General features: G+C 59.9%; 19 protein-coding genes. 12 read left to right on the forward strand and 7 right to left on the reverse strand.

All coding sequences use genetic code 11. The features are described 5' to 3' along the window. Positions 1-3 precede the first annotated feature (3 nt). On the forward strand, positions 4-828 hold the full coding sequence (locus MOV76_RS16320; RefSeq protein WP_018242062.1) for an MBL fold metallo-hydrolase: 825 nt from the start codon (positions 4-6) through the stop codon (positions 826-828). Positions 829-864: 36 nt separating this feature from the next. Here the strand turns inward: MOV76_RS16320 and MOV76_RS16325 are convergent, their stop codons facing one another. Continuing rightward, a complete protein-coding gene (locus MOV76_RS16325; protein ID WP_018445305.1) occupies positions 865-1,473 on the reverse strand; it encodes a TerC family protein in 609 nt (202 codons plus the stop codon). 264 nt (positions 1,474-1,737) lie between these two features. On the opposite strand from MOV76_RS16325, the gene MOV76_RS16330 reads away from it, so the two are divergent. Continuing rightward, the gene (locus tag MOV76_RS16330; protein WP_247264889.1) at positions 1,738-2,403 is read left to right on the forward strand and encodes a hypothetical protein; all 666 of its coding nucleotides are present in this window, start codon (positions 1,738-1,740) and stop codon (positions 2,401-2,403) included. Between the two features lie 66 nt (positions 2,404-2,469). Beyond that, complete coding sequence (locus MOV76_RS16335) at positions 2,470-2,847, forward strand: hypothetical protein (protein WP_018445307.1); 378 nt, start codon at positions 2,470-2,472, stop codon at positions 2,845-2,847. A gap of 79 nt (positions 2,848-2,926) precedes the next feature. On the opposite strand, the gene MOV76_RS16340 is transcribed toward MOV76_RS16335, so the two are convergent. Further along, the gene (locus tag MOV76_RS16340; protein ID WP_028733714.1) at positions 2,927-4,189 is read right to left on the reverse strand and encodes a DUF4010 domain-containing protein; all 1,263 of its coding nucleotides are present in this window, start codon (positions 4,187-4,189) and stop codon (positions 2,927-2,929) included. Positions 4,190-4,477: 288 nt separating this feature from the next. On the opposite strand from MOV76_RS16340, the gene MOV76_RS16345 reads away from it, so the two are divergent. Continuing rightward, on the forward strand, positions 4,478-5,299 hold the full coding sequence (locus MOV76_RS16345; protein WP_018445309.1) for a universal stress protein: 822 nt from the start codon (positions 4,478-4,480) through the stop codon (positions 5,297-5,299). A 148-nt stretch (positions 5,300-5,447) separates the two neighbouring features. Here the strand turns inward: MOV76_RS16345 and MOV76_RS16350 are convergent, their stop codons facing one another. Next, on the reverse strand, positions 5,448-5,972 hold the full coding sequence (locus MOV76_RS16350) for a PAS domain-containing protein (RefSeq protein ID WP_018242055.1): 525 nt from the start codon (positions 5,970-5,972) through the stop codon (positions 5,448-5,450). Between the two features lie 367 nt (positions 5,973-6,339). Here MOV76_RS16350 and MOV76_RS16355 point away from each other — a divergent pair, with 367 nt between their 5' ends. The 5 genes from MOV76_RS16355 to MOV76_RS16375 all read left to right on the forward strand — a co-directional run bounded on the left by MOV76_RS16355 (position 6,340) and on the right by MOV76_RS16375 (position 10,721). Continuing rightward, positions 6,340-7,119: a LamB/YcsF family protein gene (locus MOV76_RS16355; protein ID WP_018242054.1), complete on the forward strand. Its 780-nt coding sequence runs from the start codon at positions 6,340-6,342 to the stop codon at positions 7,117-7,119. Between the two features lie 105 nt (positions 7,120-7,224). Further along, entirely contained in the window at positions 7,225-7,932 is a 708-nt protein-coding gene (locus tag MOV76_RS16360) for an allophanate hydrolase subunit 1 (protein WP_026188393.1), read from the forward strand. After that, positions 7,920-8,891 (forward strand): biotin-dependent carboxyltransferase family protein, encoded by a 972-nt coding sequence (locus MOV76_RS16365; protein ID WP_026230517.1) that lies wholly within the window; start codon positions 7,920-7,922, stop codon positions 8,889-8,891. The genes MOV76_RS16360 and MOV76_RS16365 overlap by 13 nt, the downstream gene beginning before the upstream one ends. 92 nt (positions 8,892-8,983) lie before the next feature. Then, positions 8,984-9,673, forward strand: coding sequence for a DUF599 domain-containing protein (locus tag MOV76_RS16370; RefSeq protein WP_247264894.1), 690 nt, complete (start codon positions 8,984-8,986; stop codon positions 9,671-9,673). A gap of 166 nt (positions 9,674-9,839) precedes the next feature. Continuing rightward, complete coding sequence (locus MOV76_RS16375) at positions 9,840-10,721, forward strand: LysR family transcriptional regulator (RefSeq protein WP_018242049.1); 882 nt, start codon at positions 9,840-9,842, stop codon at positions 10,719-10,721. Positions 10,722-10,740: 19 nt separating this feature from the next. Here the strand turns inward: MOV76_RS16375 and MOV76_RS16380 are convergent, their stop codons facing one another. Further along, positions 10,741-11,694 (reverse strand): alpha/beta fold hydrolase, encoded by a 954-nt coding sequence (locus MOV76_RS16380; protein WP_047622887.1) that lies wholly within the window; start codon positions 11,692-11,694, stop codon positions 10,741-10,743. 302 nt (positions 11,695-11,996) lie between these two features. On the opposite strand from MOV76_RS16380, the gene MOV76_RS16385 reads away from it, so the two are divergent. The 3 genes from MOV76_RS16385 (at position 11,997) to MOV76_RS16395 (ending at position 16,125) form a co-directional block, all read left to right on the forward strand. After that, positions 11,997-12,440 carry a VOC family protein gene (locus tag MOV76_RS16385; protein WP_018242047.1) on the forward strand — a complete coding sequence of 148 codons (444 nt, stop codon included), beginning with the start codon at positions 11,997-11,999 and terminating at the stop codon, positions 12,438-12,440. An 84-nt stretch (positions 12,441-12,524) separates the two neighbouring features. Next, positions 12,525-13,835: an epoxide hydrolase family protein gene (locus MOV76_RS16390; RefSeq protein WP_130716413.1), complete on the forward strand. Its 1,311-nt coding sequence runs from the start codon at positions 12,525-12,527 to the stop codon at positions 13,833-13,835. A 139-nt stretch (positions 13,836-13,974) separates the two neighbouring features. Further along, positions 13,975-16,125: a mechanosensitive ion channel domain-containing protein gene (locus MOV76_RS16395; RefSeq protein WP_047622889.1), complete on the forward strand. Its 2,151-nt coding sequence runs from the start codon at positions 13,975-13,977 to the stop codon at positions 16,123-16,125. A 464-nt stretch (positions 16,126-16,589) separates the two neighbouring features. On the opposite strand, the gene MOV76_RS16400 is transcribed toward MOV76_RS16395, so the two are convergent. From MOV76_RS16400 to MOV76_RS16410, 3 genes are all read right to left on the reverse strand, one after another. Then, a complete protein-coding gene (locus tag MOV76_RS16400) occupies positions 16,590-17,615 on the reverse strand; it encodes an ABC transporter permease (protein ID WP_018242044.1) in 1,026 nt (341 codons plus the stop codon). Positions 17,616-17,657: 42 nt separating this feature from the next. Beyond that, complete coding sequence (locus MOV76_RS16405) at positions 17,658-19,199, reverse strand: sugar ABC transporter ATP-binding protein (RefSeq protein ID WP_026188391.1); 1,542 nt, start codon at positions 19,197-19,199, stop codon at positions 17,658-17,660. An 82-nt stretch (positions 19,200-19,281) separates the two neighbouring features. After that, positions 19,282-20,244, reverse strand: coding sequence for a sugar-binding protein (locus MOV76_RS16410; protein WP_018242042.1), 963 nt, complete (start codon positions 20,242-20,244; stop codon positions 19,282-19,284). Between the last annotated feature and the right edge of the window lie 180 nt (positions 20,245-20,424).

Below are 20,424 nucleotides of genomic sequence, written 5' to 3' on the forward strand. Positions count from 1 at the left end.
GGCGTGCTCTACCGGCGGCGTTTCACCATTCTCGGCTGTTCGTCGTCACCGGGCGTGCCGCGCATCACCGGCGACTGGGGCGCCTGCAATCCCGACAATCCGAAGAACCGGCGCACGCGCGCAGCCTTCATGGTGCAGCAATTCGCACCGGATGGTGGGGTGACCACCGTCGTCATCGACACCGGGCCGGATTTCCGCGAGCAGATGATCAGGGCAGGGGCCGACCATGTCGACGCCGTACTCTACAGCCATCCGCATGCCGATCATATTCACGGCATCGACGATCTGCGCGGCTATTTTCACAATACCCGCCGCCGGGTCCCGATCTTTGCCGACCAATTTACGATGGACAGGTTGCGGGAGGCCTTCGGCTATTGCCTGGAAACGCCGCCGGGCAGCAATTATCCGCCGATCGTGCTGCCGATTGTCATCGAAAATCTCGACGAACCTCTGGAAATCCGCGGCCCCGGAGGCACGATTGCCTTCCATCCGCATATCCAGCAGCACGGCGACATCCACTCGCTCGGCTTCCGCATCGGCGATGTGGCTTATTGCAGCGATATCAGCGACTTCCCGCCGCAGACAGTCGAGAAGCTTCAAAATCTCGACATGCTGATCATCGACGCGCTGCAATATACCTACCATCCGAGCCATCTGTCGCTGGAACAATCGCTCGACTGGATAGGCCGGCTGAAGCCGAAACAGGCGATCCTCACGCATATGCACACGCCGCTCGACTACGACGTGGTGATGGCTGAGACGCCGGACCATGTGGTGCCGGCGTATGACCAGATGAGCTTCGAGACCGAGGTCAGGATCGAGACCTGAGCCGCGTTACCGCATGCCCGGTCCCTGCATGCAGGGTCACTGCATGTAGGGCAGAACCTCGACGGCGCCGCGGTGGATCATGTCGAGCGAGACATAGAGGATGATCAGCAGACCGACATAGGCGATCCAGCGATGGTTGGTGAGCAACCGGGCGATCAGGTTTGCGGCAATACCCATCAGCGCGATCGACAGGCCGAGACCGATGACCAGCACGCTCGGATGTTCGCGCGCCGCACCGGCAACAGCCAGAACGTTGTCGAGCGACATCGAAACGTCGGCGATGACGATCTGGGTCGCCGCCTGGAAGAAGGTCTTTTTCGGCGCGCCTACGGCACCTGCGGCTTCGTGGTTCTCGCCATGACCGGCGCGAAGCTCGCGCCACATCTTCCAGCAGACCCAGAGCAGCAGCAAGCCGCCTGCCAGCAGCAGGCCGACGATTGCCAGCAGATAGACTGCGACGCTGGCAAAGAGAATACGCAGAACTGTCGCGGCCAGAATGCCGACGATGATCGCCTTGCGGCGTTGCGTGGCCTCGAGGCCGGCAGCGGCAAGACCGATAACCACGGCGTTGTCGCCGGCGAGAACGAGGTCGATAGCGATGACCTGCAGCAAAGCCGTCAGACCGGCTGCCGTAAACATGTCCATATGAATTATCCCCAATGCGTCAAAGCCGTGCTAGCGTCTCGACGGTTTGACGTCAACCGCTGAGGGATTTCGCGAGCGGCGCAATTTGCGACTTTGCGTATCTGATGGCAGGCGGCAACGTTATGGAACGCGAGCGACATGCGGAGTCATTCCCATGCCATTCCCTTGGAACATTCAACTCAGCCGCCGGTTCTTCAAGTCAGGACACCAGACTTCGCCAAACTTCGGATTGGCGGCTGGGCCAGACATCGAGAGGAGAGTCCCATGGGCAGCATTTACAACGATACCAACCCGGCCTTTTCAGGACCGACAGGCGGCAGCAGCCTTACTGCATTCTTCGACAGCCGATCGGAGGCCGAATCCGCCGTCTCCCGTCTTGAAGATGCGGGCGTGCCGGTTGCGAGAATAAGGCTGATGCCTGGATATGAGGCGGATGGAAAAAATGCCGGCGCGATGAGCGACGACCGCAGCGGCTTCTTCGACGCGCTGGCAGACTTCTTTTTCCCCGACGAGGATCGTGCGGTCTACGCAGAAGGGCTGCGGCGAGGCGGCTTCCTCGTCCAGGTCAATGATATCGATGACGCGCTTTATGAGACCGTCCACGATATTCTGGACGACGAGGGCAGCATCGACATGGATGAGCGGGCAGATCTCTGGTCGTTGGAGGACAGACAGCAAGGCGCATCCAATACCGGCTTTGCCGGCCAACCCTCTGGCGGCAAATCGTCGGAAGATCTCGCTGTGTCCGAGAGCGCGTTCGACGATGCGCGCCCGGTTGCAATGCGCAACACCACGCATGGAAGCGCCAAGGTGCGTGCCTATACCTTGCCCGACCCCGACACCCCGTCATCGGACGAAACCAATCGCCAATCGCAGACCCAATCGCAAGGCGGATCTCACCAGAGCCAGGGTTTCCGGCGCGACCACTGATATTATGAGGCCCGGCCGCAATGCCGGGCCTTATTGCCTCTCGCTCACCTATTCGAGGATACGTCCATGCAATCATCCATCAACCGCCACGGCCTTCCGCCAGATCCCGACGAACTGATCGCAGAAGGCGATCCGCCCTTTGCCGATGCCGCTGAGCAAACCGCGCGTGAAAAGGCCGACGAGAGCCTGAACGCTCTGCAGCATGAGGTCAGGCTGCTGAATGCCCGCATAGGCATGCTGCGCGAGGATGCGGAAGCGGCGCTGAAAGCCAAGGCCACATCGGTCGATGCAAGCGCCCATGTCCAGCTCGGCGACTATCCCTGGCTGAAACTTGCCGCGGCGATCGGCGCAACCTTCATTGCGGCCAGACTGGTACGACGTCTTCCGCTCGGCGTGCTGCTTGCGGGATTTGCCGGTCATCTCTCTGAGGTGAGACCGCGGTGACGATCGTTGATGGTGTCCCCAGGCACCGATTGGTTGGACGAACGTCATTGGAGCCGGTGATCGACATGCGAACAAGGGCTCATGTCAAAACCAAGCCGGCAATTCCGGCCAAGGTCGCGACACCACCTGCGATCGCAAAACGAACCGCATAGGCGATGGTCCCCATACTTGCTGCAAGAACGGCTTTCGCCAGAAGATTGGCGAAAGCGGCGACCGCGATGGCTCGAGCGGCCGCATCTGCAGGCACCTGGATGGATGACAGTTTCGCAACGGCAAGCGTTATCGCATCGAGATCGCCCAGTCCTGTGATGAATGAAAGGGCGATCAGCGACTGAGTTCCAAAGACGATCAAGGTCATTCGCGTCAGGACTGTCACGACGGCGAGTACGAGTGCGAAGCGCAGCACGACCATCACCTCGAGCGGGTTTCGAGGTGAAAAATCGGTGCTGTCATCCGGGCGTTGCAGCAATGCAGCAAAGCCGCCTGCTATGGCAAGGGTGGCAGCAGCCGGAGCGAGTAATGGAGCAAGCTCCCTGAAAACAGCTGGTGCAATGACGCCGCAAATTAAAAGCACGCGGGCGAGAGAAACGGCTCCCGCCAGCATTGCTCCCGCTGAGAGGAGTGGCGAGAGGGCAGGCATCTCTTTCGACTGACGGGCGAAGGAAAGCGTCAAGGCCGTCGAGGAAACAATGCCACCGCTGGTCCCGGTCAGCAGTATTCCGGCGCGGGCGCCGCTCAGCCTGATGAGGATATAACCGGCAAAGGAAACGGCTCCCACCAGGATTGTCATCATCCAAAGCTCGAAAGGATTGATTGTCTGCCAAGGATCAATCGGTTCGTTGGGAAGGATAGGGAGGATGACGATGGTCATCGTCAGCAGGATCAGAGCGGCCCTGAGTTCAAGCCAGGTCAATCGGCGAAGAAATCCATGCAACGGCTCCCGCGCTGCAAGAAGGGCCGTTATTGCCACAGCGCTTGCGGCCGTTACCGTCATATCCGCCACGACCGCACCAAAGCCGAGCGCAAAGACCGCCAGGGCGGCGATGGTGCCGGTGGCGCTGTAATCCTCTTCTTGTGCCGCCTGCATGCGGCTGAAGAGGAGTACCGTGATGCAAAAGAATATAAAGATAGCTGTCGGCAGAATCGGCCCTGTCACCGGCTGCAGGAAACCGCAGAAGCCGCCAAGGAAACTTGACAGGCCATAGGTGCGGATACCGGCAACTCTTTTGCCTGGCGCAGCCTCACGATCCTGCCAGCCGCGCTCAATGCCGACAAGAATGCCGATTGCAAGCGCCAGACTGAGGCGCTGGAATGCTTCTGTCGTCACCAATGATGTCATCATCCGATGGGTCCAGGCGCGCCGGCCGATTCATCGAAGGCAGCTGCGCCGTATATGCCATTGCTGTTCATCCACAAGCTGCTCTGCGAAGTGCTGATATTCAATCGCGCATCGCACTTCATCGCTTAGCATAGATCTTTGCCGCTTCGCCCAACGAATTCCGCTTCCTTCCGGTTGAGGACGTTCATTATCACGCTCGCGCTTTCGCGGTTTCGCGACCTTGATCTTCGTCAAAGCGCGAGAGACCCCCCATATGTAATGATACCTGCAAGCATTCGGAGGACTTCAGCCATGAAAGCGCAATTCCATTTACCGCTGGCCACCTATCCAGACGCAAGCTCCTTCTCGCTCCTTCAGAATGCTGTCGATTTTTCCCTTCACCAAAAGGCCGGTTTGACGGCAAGTATACCGCTGGTCAGGATCGAACCCGTTCAGCCGCGATTTCCATCACTCCTTGACGTCGCCAACATGCGTGCGGAGGCGGAGCGCTTGAGTAAAGACAATGGAACCGTTCTCGGGCAGACGCTCCGTGATTATGCGAAAAAAGCCGAGGTCGAGGTCGAGATCCAGCCATTCGATGTGAGGCAGCCGTTTGTCGCACAAACGCTTGCCGAGCTGTCGCGCGCATATGATCTTTCTATTTTGGAAGCATCTGAGCTGATGAAGCCGCTGATCGAGAGCGTGCTGTTTGAAAGCGGTAGACCGCTCCTGCTTTTTCCCCCGGATAATTTCTCCGGCCGGATCGATGCTGTTGCCGTCGCCTGGGATGGAGGAGCCACTGTCGCGCGGACACTGGCGGGTGCCAGGTTCTTGCTGGAACGGGTTTCGCGTATCGTCCTGATTTCCATCACCGATGATAAGCAGATTGACGAGGGCAGCCGAGATCACCTTGCGACGGCGCTCCGCAAGGCTGGTCTTGCCGTCGATGTCGCCGCCGTGCAAGCGAAGGGAGACTCGCCAGCTAACGTCATTCAAGGCGCAGCCCTGGAACGCAAGGCAGATTTGCTCGTCGCCGGCGCATACGGCCATTCGAGGCTACGCGAATTCATCTTGGGAGGGGTTACACGGTCCCTGTTGACCCGCCTCGAAATGCCCACTGTCCTTTGCCACTGACTGCGGTGCGCGCGGCGCGTTGCTGATGACCGAAACATCGATCACTGCCCGGAGAAGAGCGTCCTCTGCGGGTGTCAAGTATCAAGGGCTCGCACAGACCATCGCAATCGCCAAAAATCTGATGCGACAACTAGCACTTGGGAAGGAATCAATGAACCTGCGCGACGTCTGAAGGCATCGGCTTGGCAAGCTCTTTGAGAATCGCTTCAAGCGCATCGGCCGTCGCCTGCAGGCCGGATGACCGCGCGATTTTCAGTGCCGCACTGCAGTGAGCAGACAATTCGTCCTGCTGGACGTGATCATTCGTCGGAAATACGATGCCCGCATATTGCGACGGGTTTCCGTCTTCATCCCTGAAGCAGCGACCTAAGGCAGCCACGGCTACTATTTGCCCGCTTCGATCAAACACCCGATAGTCACAGCGATACGGATTTCCTGTGATCACCGATTCGGAAATCGCCTTGGCCACAGATGGCTTGTCGTCAGGGTGAATTCGGTCGAGGTATCGTATGACCGGCAGCCCTGTGAGGGTCTGTTCCGGATCAAGCCCAAAGAGGTTTGCCAGCGCCGAATCCGCATAAACCTTGTCGGTCGCCAACTCCCAGGTGAAAATCCCAGGCTCTTCGGCATCCGAAAATTCGGACGCTCCGAAAGCTCTGTCGACAAGGTTCATTCCGCATCCCCAGTCTGCGCGCCAATGCTGCCGGTCGATCACGTCACCCCGGCTCTTCAGAGAATACGACGTGCTCGACCATTTCTCCGCCGATCTTACTGCATAATTCCTCAAATCGGAATCGATTTAAGGATTCCTCGCTTGGCAGGAACCTACGCTTGATGGGTTCGATCTGTGCCGAATGAGTGGTAAGCTTGCCACCGAAGCTCCGCGCGAAAGTCGGCCCGTGACCGCCACACAAGCTCGCCACGCGCAGCCAGCAGCGTCGTTTTCTTGACGCGTACGGCGAAGGTGTGCTCCACCTCGGCTTCGACGTTCCAGAATGCGACGAAGCTGACAAGACCGGCGCGAAGGGTTGAGGGAAATCATGACGAAAATCGATCTCAATTCTGATCTCGGGGAGGCGTTTGGACCTTGGCGCATGGGCGACGACAAGGCGATCCTTGACGTCGTCACCAGTGCGAACATCGCATGTGGCGGCCATGCCGGAGATCCGGCGACCATGGTGGAGACGCTGGCGCTCGCAAGCCAACGGGGCGTCGTCGCCGGGGCCCACCCGGGCTTTGCAGATCGCGAGGGCTTCGGACGACGCCTGATCCCCTTGAGCGTCCGGGAAGTGGAGCAGCTTGTGGCGACGCAGACAGGGGCGCTGATGGGCGCTGCGGCTCTGGCGGGCGCCCGCATCCGTTACATCAAACCGCACGGCGCACTCGCCAATTGGGCGGCCGACGAACGGCCGGTCGCTGACGCGATCATCCGTGCAACCCGAGCGGTTTCGCCGGAACTTGCCGTACTGGCGATCTCCGGGACGGAGCTGGAACATGCGGCCCGCGATGCTGGCATGACCGTCTTCAGCGAGATTTTTGCCGACCGCGGCTACCTCTCCACGGGTCGGCTCGTTCCGCGCAACTTGCCAGGAGCGATGATCGATGATCCAGCACAGGCGGCATCGAGATTGATCGGGTACCTCTCCAGCGGCCTCATGCCGACGGTCGACGGCGTTCCGATCCCTCTCGATGCGCACTCGATCTGCGTTCACGGGGACAGCCCAGGAGCGCTCGCCATGGCCGTCCACGTGCGAAGGGAATTGCAAAAGGCAGGCATCGAGGTGGCTCCATTCCTCCAACCGACACAGGAAAACAGGTGATGGCCAAAGGCTATCTTATTGCCCGGGTTACCGAGCCGGATGCCTACGGGACCTGCGCGCGAGCCGCGGATGCGGATTTCATTCTGATCGAAGGCGCCGACTGACGTGTCACAGACCCCGTTCGCAGCGTCCGGCACGGGTCCGAACTACCGTCCGGTGGGCGGCCACGCGGTGCTCGTCGAATTCGGCGCGACCATCGATAAGCGGATCCACGATCGGGTCGTCAAGTTGGATGCCGCCTTGAAGGCGGCACCCTTTCAAGGATTCGTCGAAGCTGTACCGGCCTATGCCAGCATTCTCGTATGCTTCGATCCGCTCGTGGCCGATCACCGCACGACGGAGGCGGCCATTGCCGAGCGTCTGGGAGCTGAGGTTCCAGCGACGATTGGAGCGATGCGCGAAGTCGAAGTCTGCTACGATCCTGATCTTGCGCCCGACCTTGCCGCCGTCGCGGAGGCAAGCGGATTATCGCCGGAAGACGTTATATCCGCCCATCTCTCGGGCGACTACAGCGTCTTCTTGTACGGCTTCGCTCCGGGATATGCATATCTTGCAGGCGTGCCCGAAGCCATTCAACAGCCGAGGAAGCCGGCGCCCATTCGCGGCATAGCTGCCGGAAGCGTGCTGATCGCGGGGCCGCAGTGCCTGGTGAGCACGCTCACCATGCCGACCGGCTGGTGGATCATCGGCCGCTCGCCGACGAAGATCCTCGACGCCGCGTCTGACGACCGTCCGTTCCTTTTCGACGTCGGCGACGCGGTGCGTTTCCGCCGCATATCGAGAGCCGAATTCGACGCGAGGTGCCCCGAATGAGCGAAGCCGTCCTTGCAATCGACTTCGCGGGTCCTCACGTCGCGGTCCAGGACGGAGGACGTCACGGATTGATGCGGTATGGCGTTCCGGCCTCCGGTCCGATGGACAGGACCTCGTTTGCAGCCGCCAACGCCGCCGTCGGCAATCCTGCTGGCCAGCCGGCAATCGAAGTCTCCATGGGCGGCCTGGTTCTCGACTGCGTGTCGGGAGAGGTTACATTCGCCGTCGCGGGAGGAGGCTTCATCATAGAGCATGCCGGCGACAAGCGCGGCGCGTGGATGGTCGCCACCTTGAAGGCCGGGGAACGGCTGGCAATCCGTCCGGGACACTGGGGAAGCTGGACCTATCTGGCCTTCGCCGGTCATATCGAGGCGAAGACCTGGCTGGGCAGCATGTCGACTCACAGTCTCTCCGGCCTCGGCGGCGGGCGCCTTGCGGCCGGTCAAACGCTCACTCTCGCCGATCCGGAAGTGCGAGATGATCGAAATGGTCCGATCACATGTCCGGTCATCGCAAGACCGCGATCCGAGCTGCGTGTGGTGGTTGGTCCACAGGATCGGTTCTTCTCGAAAGAAACCTTATCGAATTTCCTATCGTCGCCCTTCCGCCTGAGCGACGCCTATGATCGCATGGGCGTACGCCTCCAAGGTCCGTCGCTTGCGCCAAGCGTCGCGTTGGACATGCCATCGGAAGCGATTGTGCGGGGCTCGGTGCAGGTGGCCGGAGACGGCGTCGCCACCATTCTGCTGGCCGACCACCAGACGACCGGAGGCTATCCCAAGATCGCAACGGTGGTGGATTCGGATCTGGACGCTTTCGTCCAACTGCGCCCACGCGACCATGTCGGTTTCCTGGCCGTGACACCGCAACAGGCGGTCGAGCACATTCGGCTTCGGGCTGCGACGATGTCCCGTTACCTCGCGGCAGTCCGCGACGGACCATGCAACGCCATTATATAGGCGTGTCGATCTGAAGGGGCGGCGATAGACGCTTGGAGCTGCCGTTAGCTCGAAGTAGTGTTCAGAAAATCCAGATTCAGTTCGGGGGCACCATGGATTTTCTGAACGTCGCGGCGATCGCTTTCTTCATTCTCGTCTGGGTGGCGGTCGAGCCTTTGATGGCAGCAGGGTGGCCGAGGAGGAACGATAGCCTTTCCGTTGATATGGTGCGCGTTCGCGCGGCCTGGATGCGGGAGGTCCTGACGCGAGACAACAACTTCATCGGCGACGCCGCGATCCTGGGACACACGATCAATTCGGCATCCTTCTTCGGATCCGCCAATCTCATCGTCATCGTCGGGCTGAGCGGCGCGTTGTTCATGGAGCCGAACTATGGATCGGGTGGCCTGATTGCGATGTTTGCGGCTCAGGACCCCGCGTGGTTTTTCCAGTGCAAGGTCTTGTTGGTCATGGCCACACTGCTGCGGGGACTATCCGATTTCATCTGGGCGGTCCGGCAGATCAACTACTGCCTGGCGGCGATCGGGGCGAGCCCATCCCGCGATGAAGACCGGGACATCGCCAGCTGGACAAACGCCCTGACCCTGGTTTTGAACCCTGCTCTTCGATCCTTCAGCGTCGGTGTCCGATCTTACTACTTCACCGTTGCAGCCGCCTTCTGGTTCATCGGGCCAATCCCCTTCGCTGTTGCGACCATCCTCAGCGTCGGCGTGTTGATTTGGCGTCAATCCTGGTCGGATGCTGCAAAAGGGATCATGGCCATACGGAAGCTGCTTGACTAGAGCATGATGCCGAAAAGTGTGAGCGGTTTTCGGACGACATCATGCTCTAACTATATAATGTAGAACAGGATTCAGATTTTAGGCCGACCCGGCCTAAAATCATCTTGTTCTAAAGCCAACCCTTAAGCTGGGCTGAACAGAAGCGATATCTTACTGGCGGTGTCCGATGGATCGTCTAGAAGCGATGCGCATATTGCTGGCCGTCGTCGATGCCGGAAGCATCTCTGCCGGCAGCAGGAAGCTGAACGCGCCCTTACCCAGCGTCAGTCGCAAGGTGGCGGACCTTGAACGACATCTTGGGGCGAACCTGATCGTCCGCACCAGCCGCAATCTTCAGCTCACCGATGCCGGGCGTGACTATGTCGACGCCGCCCGAAAGATCATGGCGGATCTGGAGGAGGCCGAACGAAGGGCGTCCGGGGAATACCAGACGCCCAGAGGCGTGCTGACGATCACGATGCCGATCGAATACGGGAGCCGCTACGTGCTGCCCGTTGCTCTGAGCTTCATGGACAAATATCCCGAGGTATCGCTGAACCTGCTGTCGCTCGACCGCACGGTCGATCTCGTGTCCGAGCAGGTGGATATCGCGATCCGTCTCGGCAACCTCGCCGACAGTTCGCTCCATGCCGCCAAGGTCGGGGAATTCCGCTTGATGACCTGTGCGAGTCCTGCCTATCTCGAGCGGCATGGCATGCCGGAGCGTCCCGGCGATCTCATCGATCGCGACGGGATCATCTTCAACAAGCGGACATTCTTCTGGACCTTCGACGTCGACGGCACGCCGCTTGAGGCGGTGCCCCGCAACCGGCTGGAGGTGAATACGGCGGCGAACTGTGTTGCGGCGGCCGTCGGCGGGGCGGGGATCGCGCGGCTGTTCGATTATCAGGTTCCCGACGAGCTGGCGTCTGGCGCGCTCGTTCCCATCCTCCGCAATTTCGACGGCGCGCCGCAGCCTATTCATATCGTCTACGCCCGCCAGGGGCTTCTCGCCTTGAAGGTACGGGCTTTCGTCGACTGGGCATTGCCTCACTTGCGCGCTATCTAAAAACGAAAATAATCAAACATTATCTGAATGATGTGTTGATCTCTTCAACCGTTTGTTTCGAGTTCTGAAGATGCGGAAAGTGGCCGATACCTGAGAGGATATCGACTTTTGCACCGATTTTGCCGGCGAACTCGATGCCCATCTCCCTTGCGATGTAGATGTCCTTCTCGCCCCAGATCACCTTCACGGGCGTCTTCAGCCGGGTGAGGTTGGCCTCGAGATAATGCTGATCGCCGGTGAAATTCGCGTAGTAGTGGGCGAAGGCATCCGCTGAAGTCATCCCGTCAAGGCTCCACGAACGGGTCATGTCCCGCTGGACGTCAGCCGGCAGATCGAATTGTTCAGCGGGAGATAGGCCGCGCCTGTGCACGTTCTGGAGGATCTCGTCGCTCGTCTTGTTCATGTAGGCACGGGTCGGCGAGGCGGTCGGCTCGGCTTTAAGGTTCTGCAGGTTCTCCCACATGTAGTGCGGCCGGTCGAACGGCGCGAAGTCTCCGACGATGATCTGCCTGGCGATCGTCGGCTCGTCGAGAGCAAGCAGCAGGACGGGGAGGGCACCGATGTCAGTGGCGTAGATCACGAGCTTCGACCGATCGATGCCTGCCCGTTCGATATAGGCCTTCAACACCTGGGCGTACGCCATCGGCGCATAGGAAAACCGTTCCGAAGCCGGGCGCGACGACTGCCCGTAGCCCGGCCAATCGAAGGCATGGACGTCGTAGTCGTGAGCAAGGGTTGTCGCGATGACGTTCCACACCGTCAGCGTTTCCGGAAACCCATGCAGCAAAAGCACCGTGCCTTTTGGCGCGGGGGCGCGGACAATCATCCTCCTCAGCGTGAGGACCTCATCGATCTCGATGAAGTCGACGGCGTCTTGCGCGGCCTCTCTGGACGCGGAAGTGAAGGCTCCAGCCGCCTGGGAAGAGAGAGTTGCTGCGGCCGATGCAGCATTTACGGTTTTGTCCTTAGACATAGGATGTCCTTTCTGAACGGCGGTCAGCCAAAGCCCAAAAGCCGGCTGTCGCCACAAATAATTGAGCACGGCGTCAGCCCGCGGTAGCCGGAGAAAGTGAGAGGAACCCTCTCGACGGCGGCACGCTGAAACCCGGCAGCCCAAGGCTGACATCTGAACGAGAGGGTGCCTCTCACTTTGGCGAGGTGCCGGCCGGCCATCGACCCGCCCAAATATCCACCAGCCGCCGATTTGAGACAGCTCGTTGGCGTTTGCGTGCGGAAGGCAGAGCGTCGGCCGCGACAATATAAGGAAGAACTGATATGAACGACATTTCCCAAAGCAGACAAGTTGCGGCCGCCCCCAACAAGGTCCGCAGCCTCCCGGGCCACGCCACTGTCGGCACGAATGATCTGGATGCCGCGTCGGTATTCTACGACAAGCTTCTGGCCGTGTTCGGGATCGGACGAGTCCTCGTCCAGCCCAACCGAGCCATCTACTACGGTCATCGCACGCTCGAATTCGGCATCATCAAGCCGTTCGATGGCCGCCCTGCCACCGTCGGCAACGGTGGAATGATTGCTTTCGAAGCTCCGTCCCGCTCAAAGGTCGACGAAGCCCATGCAACGGCATTGGCGGCGGGTGGCTCGGACGAAGGAGCGCCTGGCCCACGTGGCGAGAATGGCACGGGTCCTTACTGCGCATATTTTCGCGATCCGGAAGGCAACAAGTTTCTGATCTTTCGTTCCGGAGCTGACGAGACCTGACGTTTTCGGCATTGAAGCGGGGCAGGGCCATCGTTTCCCCTCCCGCCCCAGGAAGACCCTCGATGTCATGAAAGGACACGTGCCATGGCACTGCCGAACTCTTTGAAACACAGGGATATATCGCGACGCTCGCTGTTGTTGGGGGTTGCCGCGGCCGGCATATCCGCCGCTCTCCTCCCACGCACGTCCGCCGCTGCAGATGTCGTCGTCGCCGCATCCGGAGAGATCCGACCGTTCAAGGTTGAGGTCTCCGAGGCGGCGCTTACAGACCTCAGGCGGCGTCTCACCGAGACCCGCTGGCCCGACGGCGAAACCGTGATGGATCGTTCGCAGGGCGTCCAGCCGGACAGGCTGAAGGAACTGGCGCGTTACTGGCAGTCGTCTTATGACTGGCGGAAGGCAGAGAACAGGCTGAACAGCTTTCCGCAGTTTCTTACCAATATCGATGGACTGGACATCCATTTCATCCATGTCCGCTCCCATCATGAAAACGCGCTGCCGCTGATCATGACCCACGGCTGGCCGGGTTCGGTCTTCGAGCTGCTTGACGTCATCGGGCCGCTCACGGATCCGACGGCGCATGGCGGCAGGGCTGATGATGCCTTCCATCTGGTGATCCCTTCGATTCCAGGATTCGGCTTTTCCGGGAAACCGCCAGCAACAGGTTGGAACCCTCAACTGATCGCGGCTGCCTGGGACGTGCTGATGAAGCGGCTTGGCTATGACCGCTATGTCTCGCAAGGCGGCGACTGGGGCGCGATCATCAGCGACGCCCTGGGTCGCCAGGCGCCCGATGGGCTACTAGCGATCCACGTCAACAGGGTCGAGCGTGCGACGACTTTCCCAGCGGACGCAGCGCAGGCTCTTAAAAATGGAGGGCCGGCTCCCGATAGCCTGTCTCAGGATGAGAAGGTCGTCTTCGACGAGGCCCGGGACTTCCTCAACAACGGCTTCGGCTACGCAGCGATCATGAGCACACGGCCGGAGACGGTCGGCTACGGGATTGCGGATTCTCCAGTCGGCCTCGCCGCCTGGCTTTACGACAAGATCGCCGACTGGGTGTATACACGCGGCGATCCCGAACAGGTTCTTGGCAAGGATGCCATCCTTGACAACATCACACTGTATTGGCTGACGAACACCGGCCCTTCAAGTGGTCGGATCTATTGGGAAAACGTCATGTCGGGCGCCAAGCTCACGGCCGTCAAAGTACCGGTCGCCGTCACGGTGTTCCCCGGCGAGGTCTACAAGCCGCCAAGGCATTGGCTGTCGAAGGCTTATCCGAAGCTCATCTACTACAATCGCGCCTCCAAGGGTGGTCACTTTGCTGCCTGGGAGGAGCCGGAACTCTTCAGTCAGGAGATCAGGGAGGCCTTCAGAAGCTTGCGGTCTTAACGCCGCCTGGCCTTTGGTTCGCAGTCAGCGTCCCCGAGACCGGTTCGTCGATTGACGTTGGTCGTGCAACGCTTCACAAAGTCCGAAGTTTCGACCAATCCGGCAAAAGCGACGACACCATCGCGGGGACCACGGCCATATGCGCATCATCGACGACCGTCATCCCCTCCGCAGAGTGTGTGCATTCGTGGCGGTGGTATTTTCAACGCTTCTGCTGGCGAGCGCAAACCCCGCCTCGGCGGCTGAGCCGACCAATTCCTCGGCGCCGATCCGGGTTATTATCGAATTGCCGAATGATGATTCCGGACGAGCGCTGGTCGGCCGGATCGTTCCCGGCAATCAGGAACCGGCGCAGCCGGTGGCAGTCTCGCAAGAGGCGGCACCGACTTCGATTGCCACGTCACTGCAGGATTTGCGCCAGAGGTTGCTGACACTCGTCGATGCCGTTCCGACCCTTCCCGGGCAGATCCAGTCGGCGATCCGGGTCTTCCAAACGGATGATCGTATCGAACCTGTCGGCCTGATCTTGGCGGTCATACTCTTCGTCGCAGGCGGGTTCGTTGCGCAGCGCCTTGCCTGGTGGTCAGGGCGAGGGCTGCTCCATTTTGTGCTGAACGCGCCTGCCGACACCGTTCGGCAACGCATCAAGCTCCACGCCGCCCGGCTTTCAATGGGTCTTCTCGCGTTGGTCGGTTACCTGATCGGAAGTCTCGGCGCGTTTATCCTCTTTCCATGGCCTGCCGTGTTTCGCGATATCGCGCTCATCTTGCTATCGGCCGCGCTCATGGTGCGCCTTGGCGTGCTTGTGGGCCGCATTGTCATCGCGCCAGGCGCCCGTCTGCCGCATATGCGGCTTCTGACGCTTGTCACCTCGCTTGCCTGGTTCTGGTACTACTGGCTCCTCGGAATCGTCGCAGTGCTGGCGGCTGGCTGGGCAACCATTGAAGTGATCGGGACGATCGGGGCTTCACCGATCTTGGCCGACCTCTTTACCGCGGCATGGCTTGTGGTCGTTTCAATCGCTTTGATCGTCATGATCTGGCTGCGGCACTTTCGTTCTGACGGGCCGCCCGTGAGCCGGCTGGTCTGTGTCGGCTTCAGCGCGAGCATCTTGCTATCGTGGCTGTTATGGGTATCCGGGCTGCGCGGGGCATTCTGGACAGTGATCATCATTACGCTTCTGCCGCTTACCGTTTCAGTGGCTCATGATATCATTCGTCGCATTATTCAATCCGGGGAGGGGCAGGCGGTCGAGGATCCGGCCATCGTCGGATGGTCTGTTGTCATCATGCAAACGCTGCGGAATGGCCTCATTGTGGTCGCCGCGCTGCTCATTGCCCGCGCGTGGAATGTCAATCTCAGTGACCTCGCCGCAGCCGAAACGGTGACCACGCGCTTGATCCGCGCCGGAATCCGCATCGTTATCGTGCTGCTGGTGACCGACGTTATCTGGAAGCTCGCAAGCACGCTGATCGACAGTCAGATGGCGGTGGCGTCGCGAAGCGTGCAGGAAGGGCATCAGGAAGGACCCGATGCACGCCGGCGTCAACGGTTGAATACCCTCCTGCCCATTCTTCGCAATGTACTGTTCCTGGCGATCGGCGCTGTCGGCTTCCTGATGATCCTGGATGCCATCGGCATTCAGATCGGACCGCTGCTGGCGGGCGCCGGTGTCGTCGGCATAGCCGTCGGCTTCGGCGCCCAAACACTCGTCAAAGACATCATCTCCGGCGTCTTCTATCTGTTCGACGATGCTTTTCGCATCGGCGAATACATCCAGGCGGCAAAATATAAAGGAACGGTCGAAGGTTTCTCGCTGCGATCGATCCGCTTGCGCCACCATCGCGGTCCGGTCACCATCGTTCCCTTCGGCGAACTGGGCGCGGTGCAAAACCTCAGCCGCGACTGGGTCATCGACATCATTACGCTCACCCTGAACTATGACAGCGATCTTGAGGAGGTCCGCAAGACCATCAAGCGCATCGGCGTTGAGCTTCTGGAGGACGCCGAACTCGGGCCCAACATCATCGAGCCCTTGAAAATGCAAGGGATTGAGCAGATGGCGGACTACGGTGTGCAGATTCGGCTGAAGTTCATGACGAAACCCGGCGAACAGTTCGGCGTTCGCCGAAAGGCTCTCGCCATGCTCAAGAAGACATTCGCGGAAAAGGGCATCCAATTTGCAACGCCGACCGTTCATGTTTCCGGCGGTCCCGCCGATGCCGCGGCTTCTGCTGCCGCAACGGAGCTGCAAAGACCATCGAAAGTCATCTCGACACTTGAGGAATAGCAACGGCGGGCGGACAGGCGAGCTTTCCGTCGAATGCCGTCAAGGCAACTCTCTGACCCGGACGTTGCGGCCAAGCGCGTCGTCCGAGACACGGGTTTCGAAAGAGTTTGTCGGCTGGGATCAGTTGTTCCATGTGGGCACGTTCGCCGGTGAACTCGTCGATGTGCTGGATCGTCAAGACGCAAATTCGAGCAGGCCGATTTTAAAAGAGTGGACCTGTGAGATGGATGACGAAGGTATGCCATTGTAATCAAATGGCATCTTTCTGTTCCATAATCTATCTTATGCGATATATGTGTGTAGCCGGGTACATTCTATTTCCAAGCGCGACTTGCGAAAGATGCCAATGGGTTATCGCTCGCAAGGAAAGCGCAATGAGACACACCTACTCCCATATCGACCTGGATGAACGCCGCAAGATCGCTCGCTGGTCACGATACGCGTGGCCGCTCCCATCCACTGACCTAGTCCTGATTGGCAACCACTGGCAAACTGCCTTCGTTGGAATGACGGGTATCGGTCTGCCGGGCGGCAGAGACAAGGCGGCGCTTTGCGCGGATCGCGTGCCATTGTTGGTCGATCAGAACGCCGATGAGGATCACGCCACCCATGACAGCGAAATTCAACGACGAAGGGATACCAAGTAGATTCACGAGATTCTGCAACTCTTGGAGCAGGACCGTCCCCAGCACGACGCCGACGATCGATCCCTCGCCGCCGCGGAGCGAAAAGCCGCCTAGTACGGCAGCGGCAATCGCGTAGAGTTCGTAGAACTGGCCATGGCTCGCCGGCGAGATCGAGCGTGTGTACATGGCGAAATAAATTGCCGAAAGCGCCGTTAGCAGCCCGCAGATGACATAGGCCGACATGACCATGCGGCCGGTACGGATACCAGAATAGCGGGCCGCCTCCTCGTTCTTGCCGATTGCGTAAAGATAACGCCCGAAGACAGAGCGATGCAGCATGACCCACATGACCACGGCAATGATGACGAGTGCGATGAAAGTGTTGGGAACGCCGTAAAACCGCCCAGCGGTGAGGAATTCGAGGTCTGGGAAATTCTGGCCGAAAGCAAAGCCCGCCGTTCCGTCGGCCGTATAGAAGCGCGCTGCCCCACGATAAATCAGGAGGCCGCAGAGGGTGACGACGAAGGGCTGCAGGTTGAGCCGGGTGATCAGCCAGCCGTGGACGGCGCCTATGACCGCGCCAAGCACGAGAATGAGCGGCAGCGCCAGCATCCAGGACATATCCTGGACCGCGATGAAATCGACGAACAGCACGCCGAGAAGCGCGACGAGCGAGCCCACGGAAAGCTCGATACCGCCGGTAATGATGACAAAGGCTTGGCCAATCGACAGGATGCCGAACAGGCCGATCAGGTTGGCGGTGTTGGCCAGGTTGATCGGTAGCAGGAAGCGCGGATTGATGATGGCGACGACGATGCCGACGACGACGATCAAAAGCAGCAGTCCGAGATCTTTTTTGATCATTCGAGATCCATCCCCGATACTTATTTATATTGGCCGCAGCCGCTATTTTACCCGTTTGCCGACAGCAAGCAAAAGGACGCTTTCCTGGCTGATTTCGTCCTCTTCCAATATGCCGGCGATCTGGCCCTCGTGCATGACGGCGATGCGGTCAGAAACGCCGATCACCTCTTCCATGTCGCTGGAGATCATCAGGATCGCCACTCCGGCATCGGCAAGCGCTCGCATCAGGCCGTAGATCTCGTTCTTCGCGCCGATATCGATGCCGCGCGTCGGCTCGTCGAAGATCATCACCCTCGGGCTCATCGACAACCATTTGGCAAGCACTACCTTCTGCTGGTTGCCACCGGATAGAGTGCCGGTTCGCGTCGAAACGGAGGGCGCCTTGATACCGAGGCGAACGCGCTGTTTTTCGGCCGCCGCCTTCTCCTGCTCAGCGGAGAGCATGAAACGGCTGGAGAGCTTGGGGAGATCGGCAAGGGTTATGTTCTGGGCGATCGGGAAATCAAGAAGAATGCCGTTGCGCTTGCGATCCTCCGGCACCAGGAAAATGCCCCGAGCGACGGCGTCCCGGGCAGACCCGATCGCAATTTGCCGCCCGTCCTGAAGAATGGCTCCGCCGTAGCTCCGGTCGATGCCGAAGAGTACTTTTGCAAGCTCGGTGCGGCCCGACCCAACGAGCCCTGCAAGCCCCATGATTTCTCCATACTGGATTTCCAGATCAACGGGACGCCCGGGATAGGCCTCGGTGCGCACGCCGCTTGCCTTCAGCGCCACCGAGCCGGGCGAGCGCTGCGGTTTTGCGGTCCGGGCCGCAAGCACCCGGCCGATCATCAGCTTGACCATCTGGTCGTGGCCGATGTCTTTCTTGGCGAGCGTGCCGACGAGCGTGCCGTCGCGCAGGACTACGACGCGGTCTGCGACGCGCTCAACCTCGTGGAGGCGATGCGAGATGAAAATTACGCTGATGCCATCCGCTTTCAGCGATTTGATAATGCTCAGGAGCCGCTCGGTCTCGGCCAGCGGCAGGCTGGACGTGGGTTCGTCGAAGATGACGAGCCTGGCGTTGATGGACAGCGCCTTGGCGATTTCCACCATCTGCTGCTCGGCAAGGGAAAGCGATGCCACGGGTGTATCGGCGGAAAAATGAGCCCCTACCCGCTTCAAGAGCGGCTTCACCATGTCTCGCAGTCGATCGCGATCGACGAGCTTGAAAGGTCCCGCCTTCAGCGGTTCGCGGCCCAGGAAGATATTGGCGGCAACGTCGAGATTCTCAAAGAGATTGAGTTCTTGGTGCACGAAGGCAATGCCGGATGCGATGCTCGATTCTACAGTGAGGAAACGAAGCTCCGTGCCGTCGAGCAGGATCGTGCCTCGGTCGGGGGCGATCACGCCGCCGAGAATCTTCATCAGCGTCGATTTTCCAGCCCCGTTCTCGCCGACGAGGCCGATGACCTCTCCTGGCATGATGTCGATCGACAGGCCCTCAAGCGCAACGACGCCCGGATAGGTCTTGCCAACGCCGGAAAGCGACAGGAATGGCGTTGCAAGCGCGTCCGGTGACGGGATGTCGGAGCTGTGGTTCATCGCCTGTCCATGGCTGCCAATGGCTGTGTCGGCATGAGACGTCTTTCGCGGCAGCGGCAAGTGCCACCGCCGCGAAGGAGGATTATTTTCCAGACATGGCCTTCAGGCTAGCGGCATACTTGTCGACGTCATCCTTGCCGATGATCACCGTCGGGATGATGATCAAGCCGTTGCTGGGAACGCCTGATTTGTCGCCCTTGAGGTAGGCCGCCATCAGCTTCATGCCCTGATAGGCCCACTCGAACGGCTGCTGCACGACGGTCGCTGCGATCGTGCCTTCCTTGACGCCGCCGAGCGTGATCGGATCGTCATCGAAGCCGACGACGGTGATCTGGCCGAGTTTGCCGGCGTCGCGCAGCGCCTCATAGATGCGCGGCGTATTGTAGGAGTAGAAGCCGACCATGCAGGTGACGTCGGGGCTGGCCACCAGCGCGTCCTCGACGTTCTTCTTTGCGCGCGTCTGGTCGATATCGTCGCCGCGTACATCTGTCAGCTCGATCTTCGTGCCCTTCAAGCCGTCCTTCATGCCCTGGATGCGTTCTTTGGCATTGTCGGCGCCGAGCAGGCCGACGAAGCCGATGCACTTGCCGCCGTCCGGCATCGCCTTCTTGGCGATTTCGGCCGCTTGCAAGCCGGCGTCGATATTGGACGAGCCGATATAGGCAACGCGGTTGGTCTGCGGCGCGTCACTATCGGTCGTGAAGAGAGCAGTCTGCGAGCCGATCTTGTTCAAGCCATCCGTCTGGGTCTTGGGATCGACCGCGGAGACCATGACCCCCTTGACGCCGGCACTGACCAAGTCTTCCATAAGTCGTTGCTGAACGGCGACAGATGCCTGCTCAGGGTACTTCAGCTCCATCTGGTAGTCAGGCATCTCGCCCTGCGCCTTCTTCACGCCCGCTTCTGCGGCTTTCCAGAAGTCGGATGCGCCGTTGACGACGAATGCAAGTGTCGGTTTGTCGGCAGCATGCGATACGGCAATCGGCGCCGCGCTCAGCATCAACCCGGCGAAGAACAAGGCTGCATTGCGTTTCAGCTGTTTCATAATACACCTCCCGAGGGGCCGCAGTTGCACGGGCCCGTTTCCGATTTACGGCCGGCCGGATGCGCGCCCCCTCCTAGGGCCGTCGCCAAGCGACGAGTGGCATAGGTTCCGATCGCTCCCTGACGGTATACAAGAAATTTAATTAGTAAATAGTATTATCAATGCAGATCAAAACATTTC

The sequence above is a fragment of the Rhizobium sp. PRIMUS64 genome (genome assembly GCF_023006465.1).
Taxonomy (GTDB): Bacteria; Pseudomonadota; Alphaproteobacteria; order Rhizobiales; family Rhizobiaceae; genus Rhizobium; species Rhizobium leguminosarum.

Excerpts from the sequence above, each read along its gene's own strand:
- MOV76_RS16355 (WP_018242054.1), top strand. The coding sequence starts at position 6,340 with ATGACGAAAATCGATCTCAATTCTGATCTCGGGGAGGCGTTTGGACCT.
- MOV76_RS16385 (WP_018242047.1), top strand. The coding sequence starts at position 11,997 with ATGAACGACATTTCCCAAAGCAGACAAGTTGCGGCCGCCCCCAACAAG.
- MOV76_RS16375 (WP_018242049.1), top strand. The coding sequence starts at position 9,840 with ATGGATCGTCTAGAAGCGATGCGCATATTGCTGGCCGTCGTCGATGCC.
- MOV76_RS16400 (WP_018242044.1), bottom strand. The coding sequence starts at position 17,615 with ATGATCAAAAAAGATCTCGGACTGCTGCTTTTGATCGTCGTCGTCGGC.
- MOV76_RS16370 (WP_247264894.1), top strand. The coding sequence starts at position 8,984 with ATGGATTTTCTGAACGTCGCGGCGATCGCTTTCTTCATTCTCGTCTGG.
- MOV76_RS16325 (WP_018445305.1), bottom strand. The coding sequence starts at position 1,473 with ATGGACATGTTTACGGCAGCCGGTCTGACGGCTTTGCTGCAGGTCATC.
- MOV76_RS16380 (WP_047622887.1), bottom strand. The coding sequence starts at position 11,694 with ATGTCTAAGGACAAAACCGTAAATGCTGCATCGGCCGCAGCAACTCTC.
- MOV76_RS16405 (WP_026188391.1), bottom strand. The coding sequence starts at position 19,199 with ATGAACCACAGCTCCGACATCCCGTCACCGGACGCGCTTGCAACGCCA.
- MOV76_RS16395 (WP_047622889.1), top strand. The coding sequence starts at position 13,975 with ATGCGCATCATCGACGACCGTCATCCCCTCCGCAGAGTGTGTGCATTC.
- MOV76_RS16350 (WP_018242055.1), bottom strand. The coding sequence starts at position 5,972 with ATGAACCTTGTCGACAGAGCTTTCGGAGCGTCCGAATTTTCGGATGCC.
- MOV76_RS16345 (WP_018445309.1), top strand. The coding sequence starts at position 4,478 with ATGAAAGCGCAATTCCATTTACCGCTGGCCACCTATCCAGACGCAAGC.
- MOV76_RS16340 (WP_028733714.1), bottom strand. The coding sequence starts at position 4,189 with ATGATGACATCATTGGTGACGACAGAAGCATTCCAGCGCCTCAGTCTG.
- MOV76_RS16335 (WP_018445307.1), top strand. The coding sequence starts at position 2,470 with ATGCAATCATCCATCAACCGCCACGGCCTTCCGCCAGATCCCGACGAA.
- MOV76_RS16410 (WP_018242042.1), bottom strand. The coding sequence starts at position 20,244 with ATGAAACAGCTGAAACGCAATGCAGCCTTGTTCTTCGCCGGGTTGATG.
- MOV76_RS16390 (WP_130716413.1), top strand. The coding sequence starts at position 12,525 with ATGGCACTGCCGAACTCTTTGAAACACAGGGATATATCGCGACGCTCG.
- MOV76_RS16330 (WP_247264889.1), top strand. The coding sequence starts at position 1,738 with ATGGGCAGCATTTACAACGATACCAACCCGGCCTTTTCAGGACCGACA.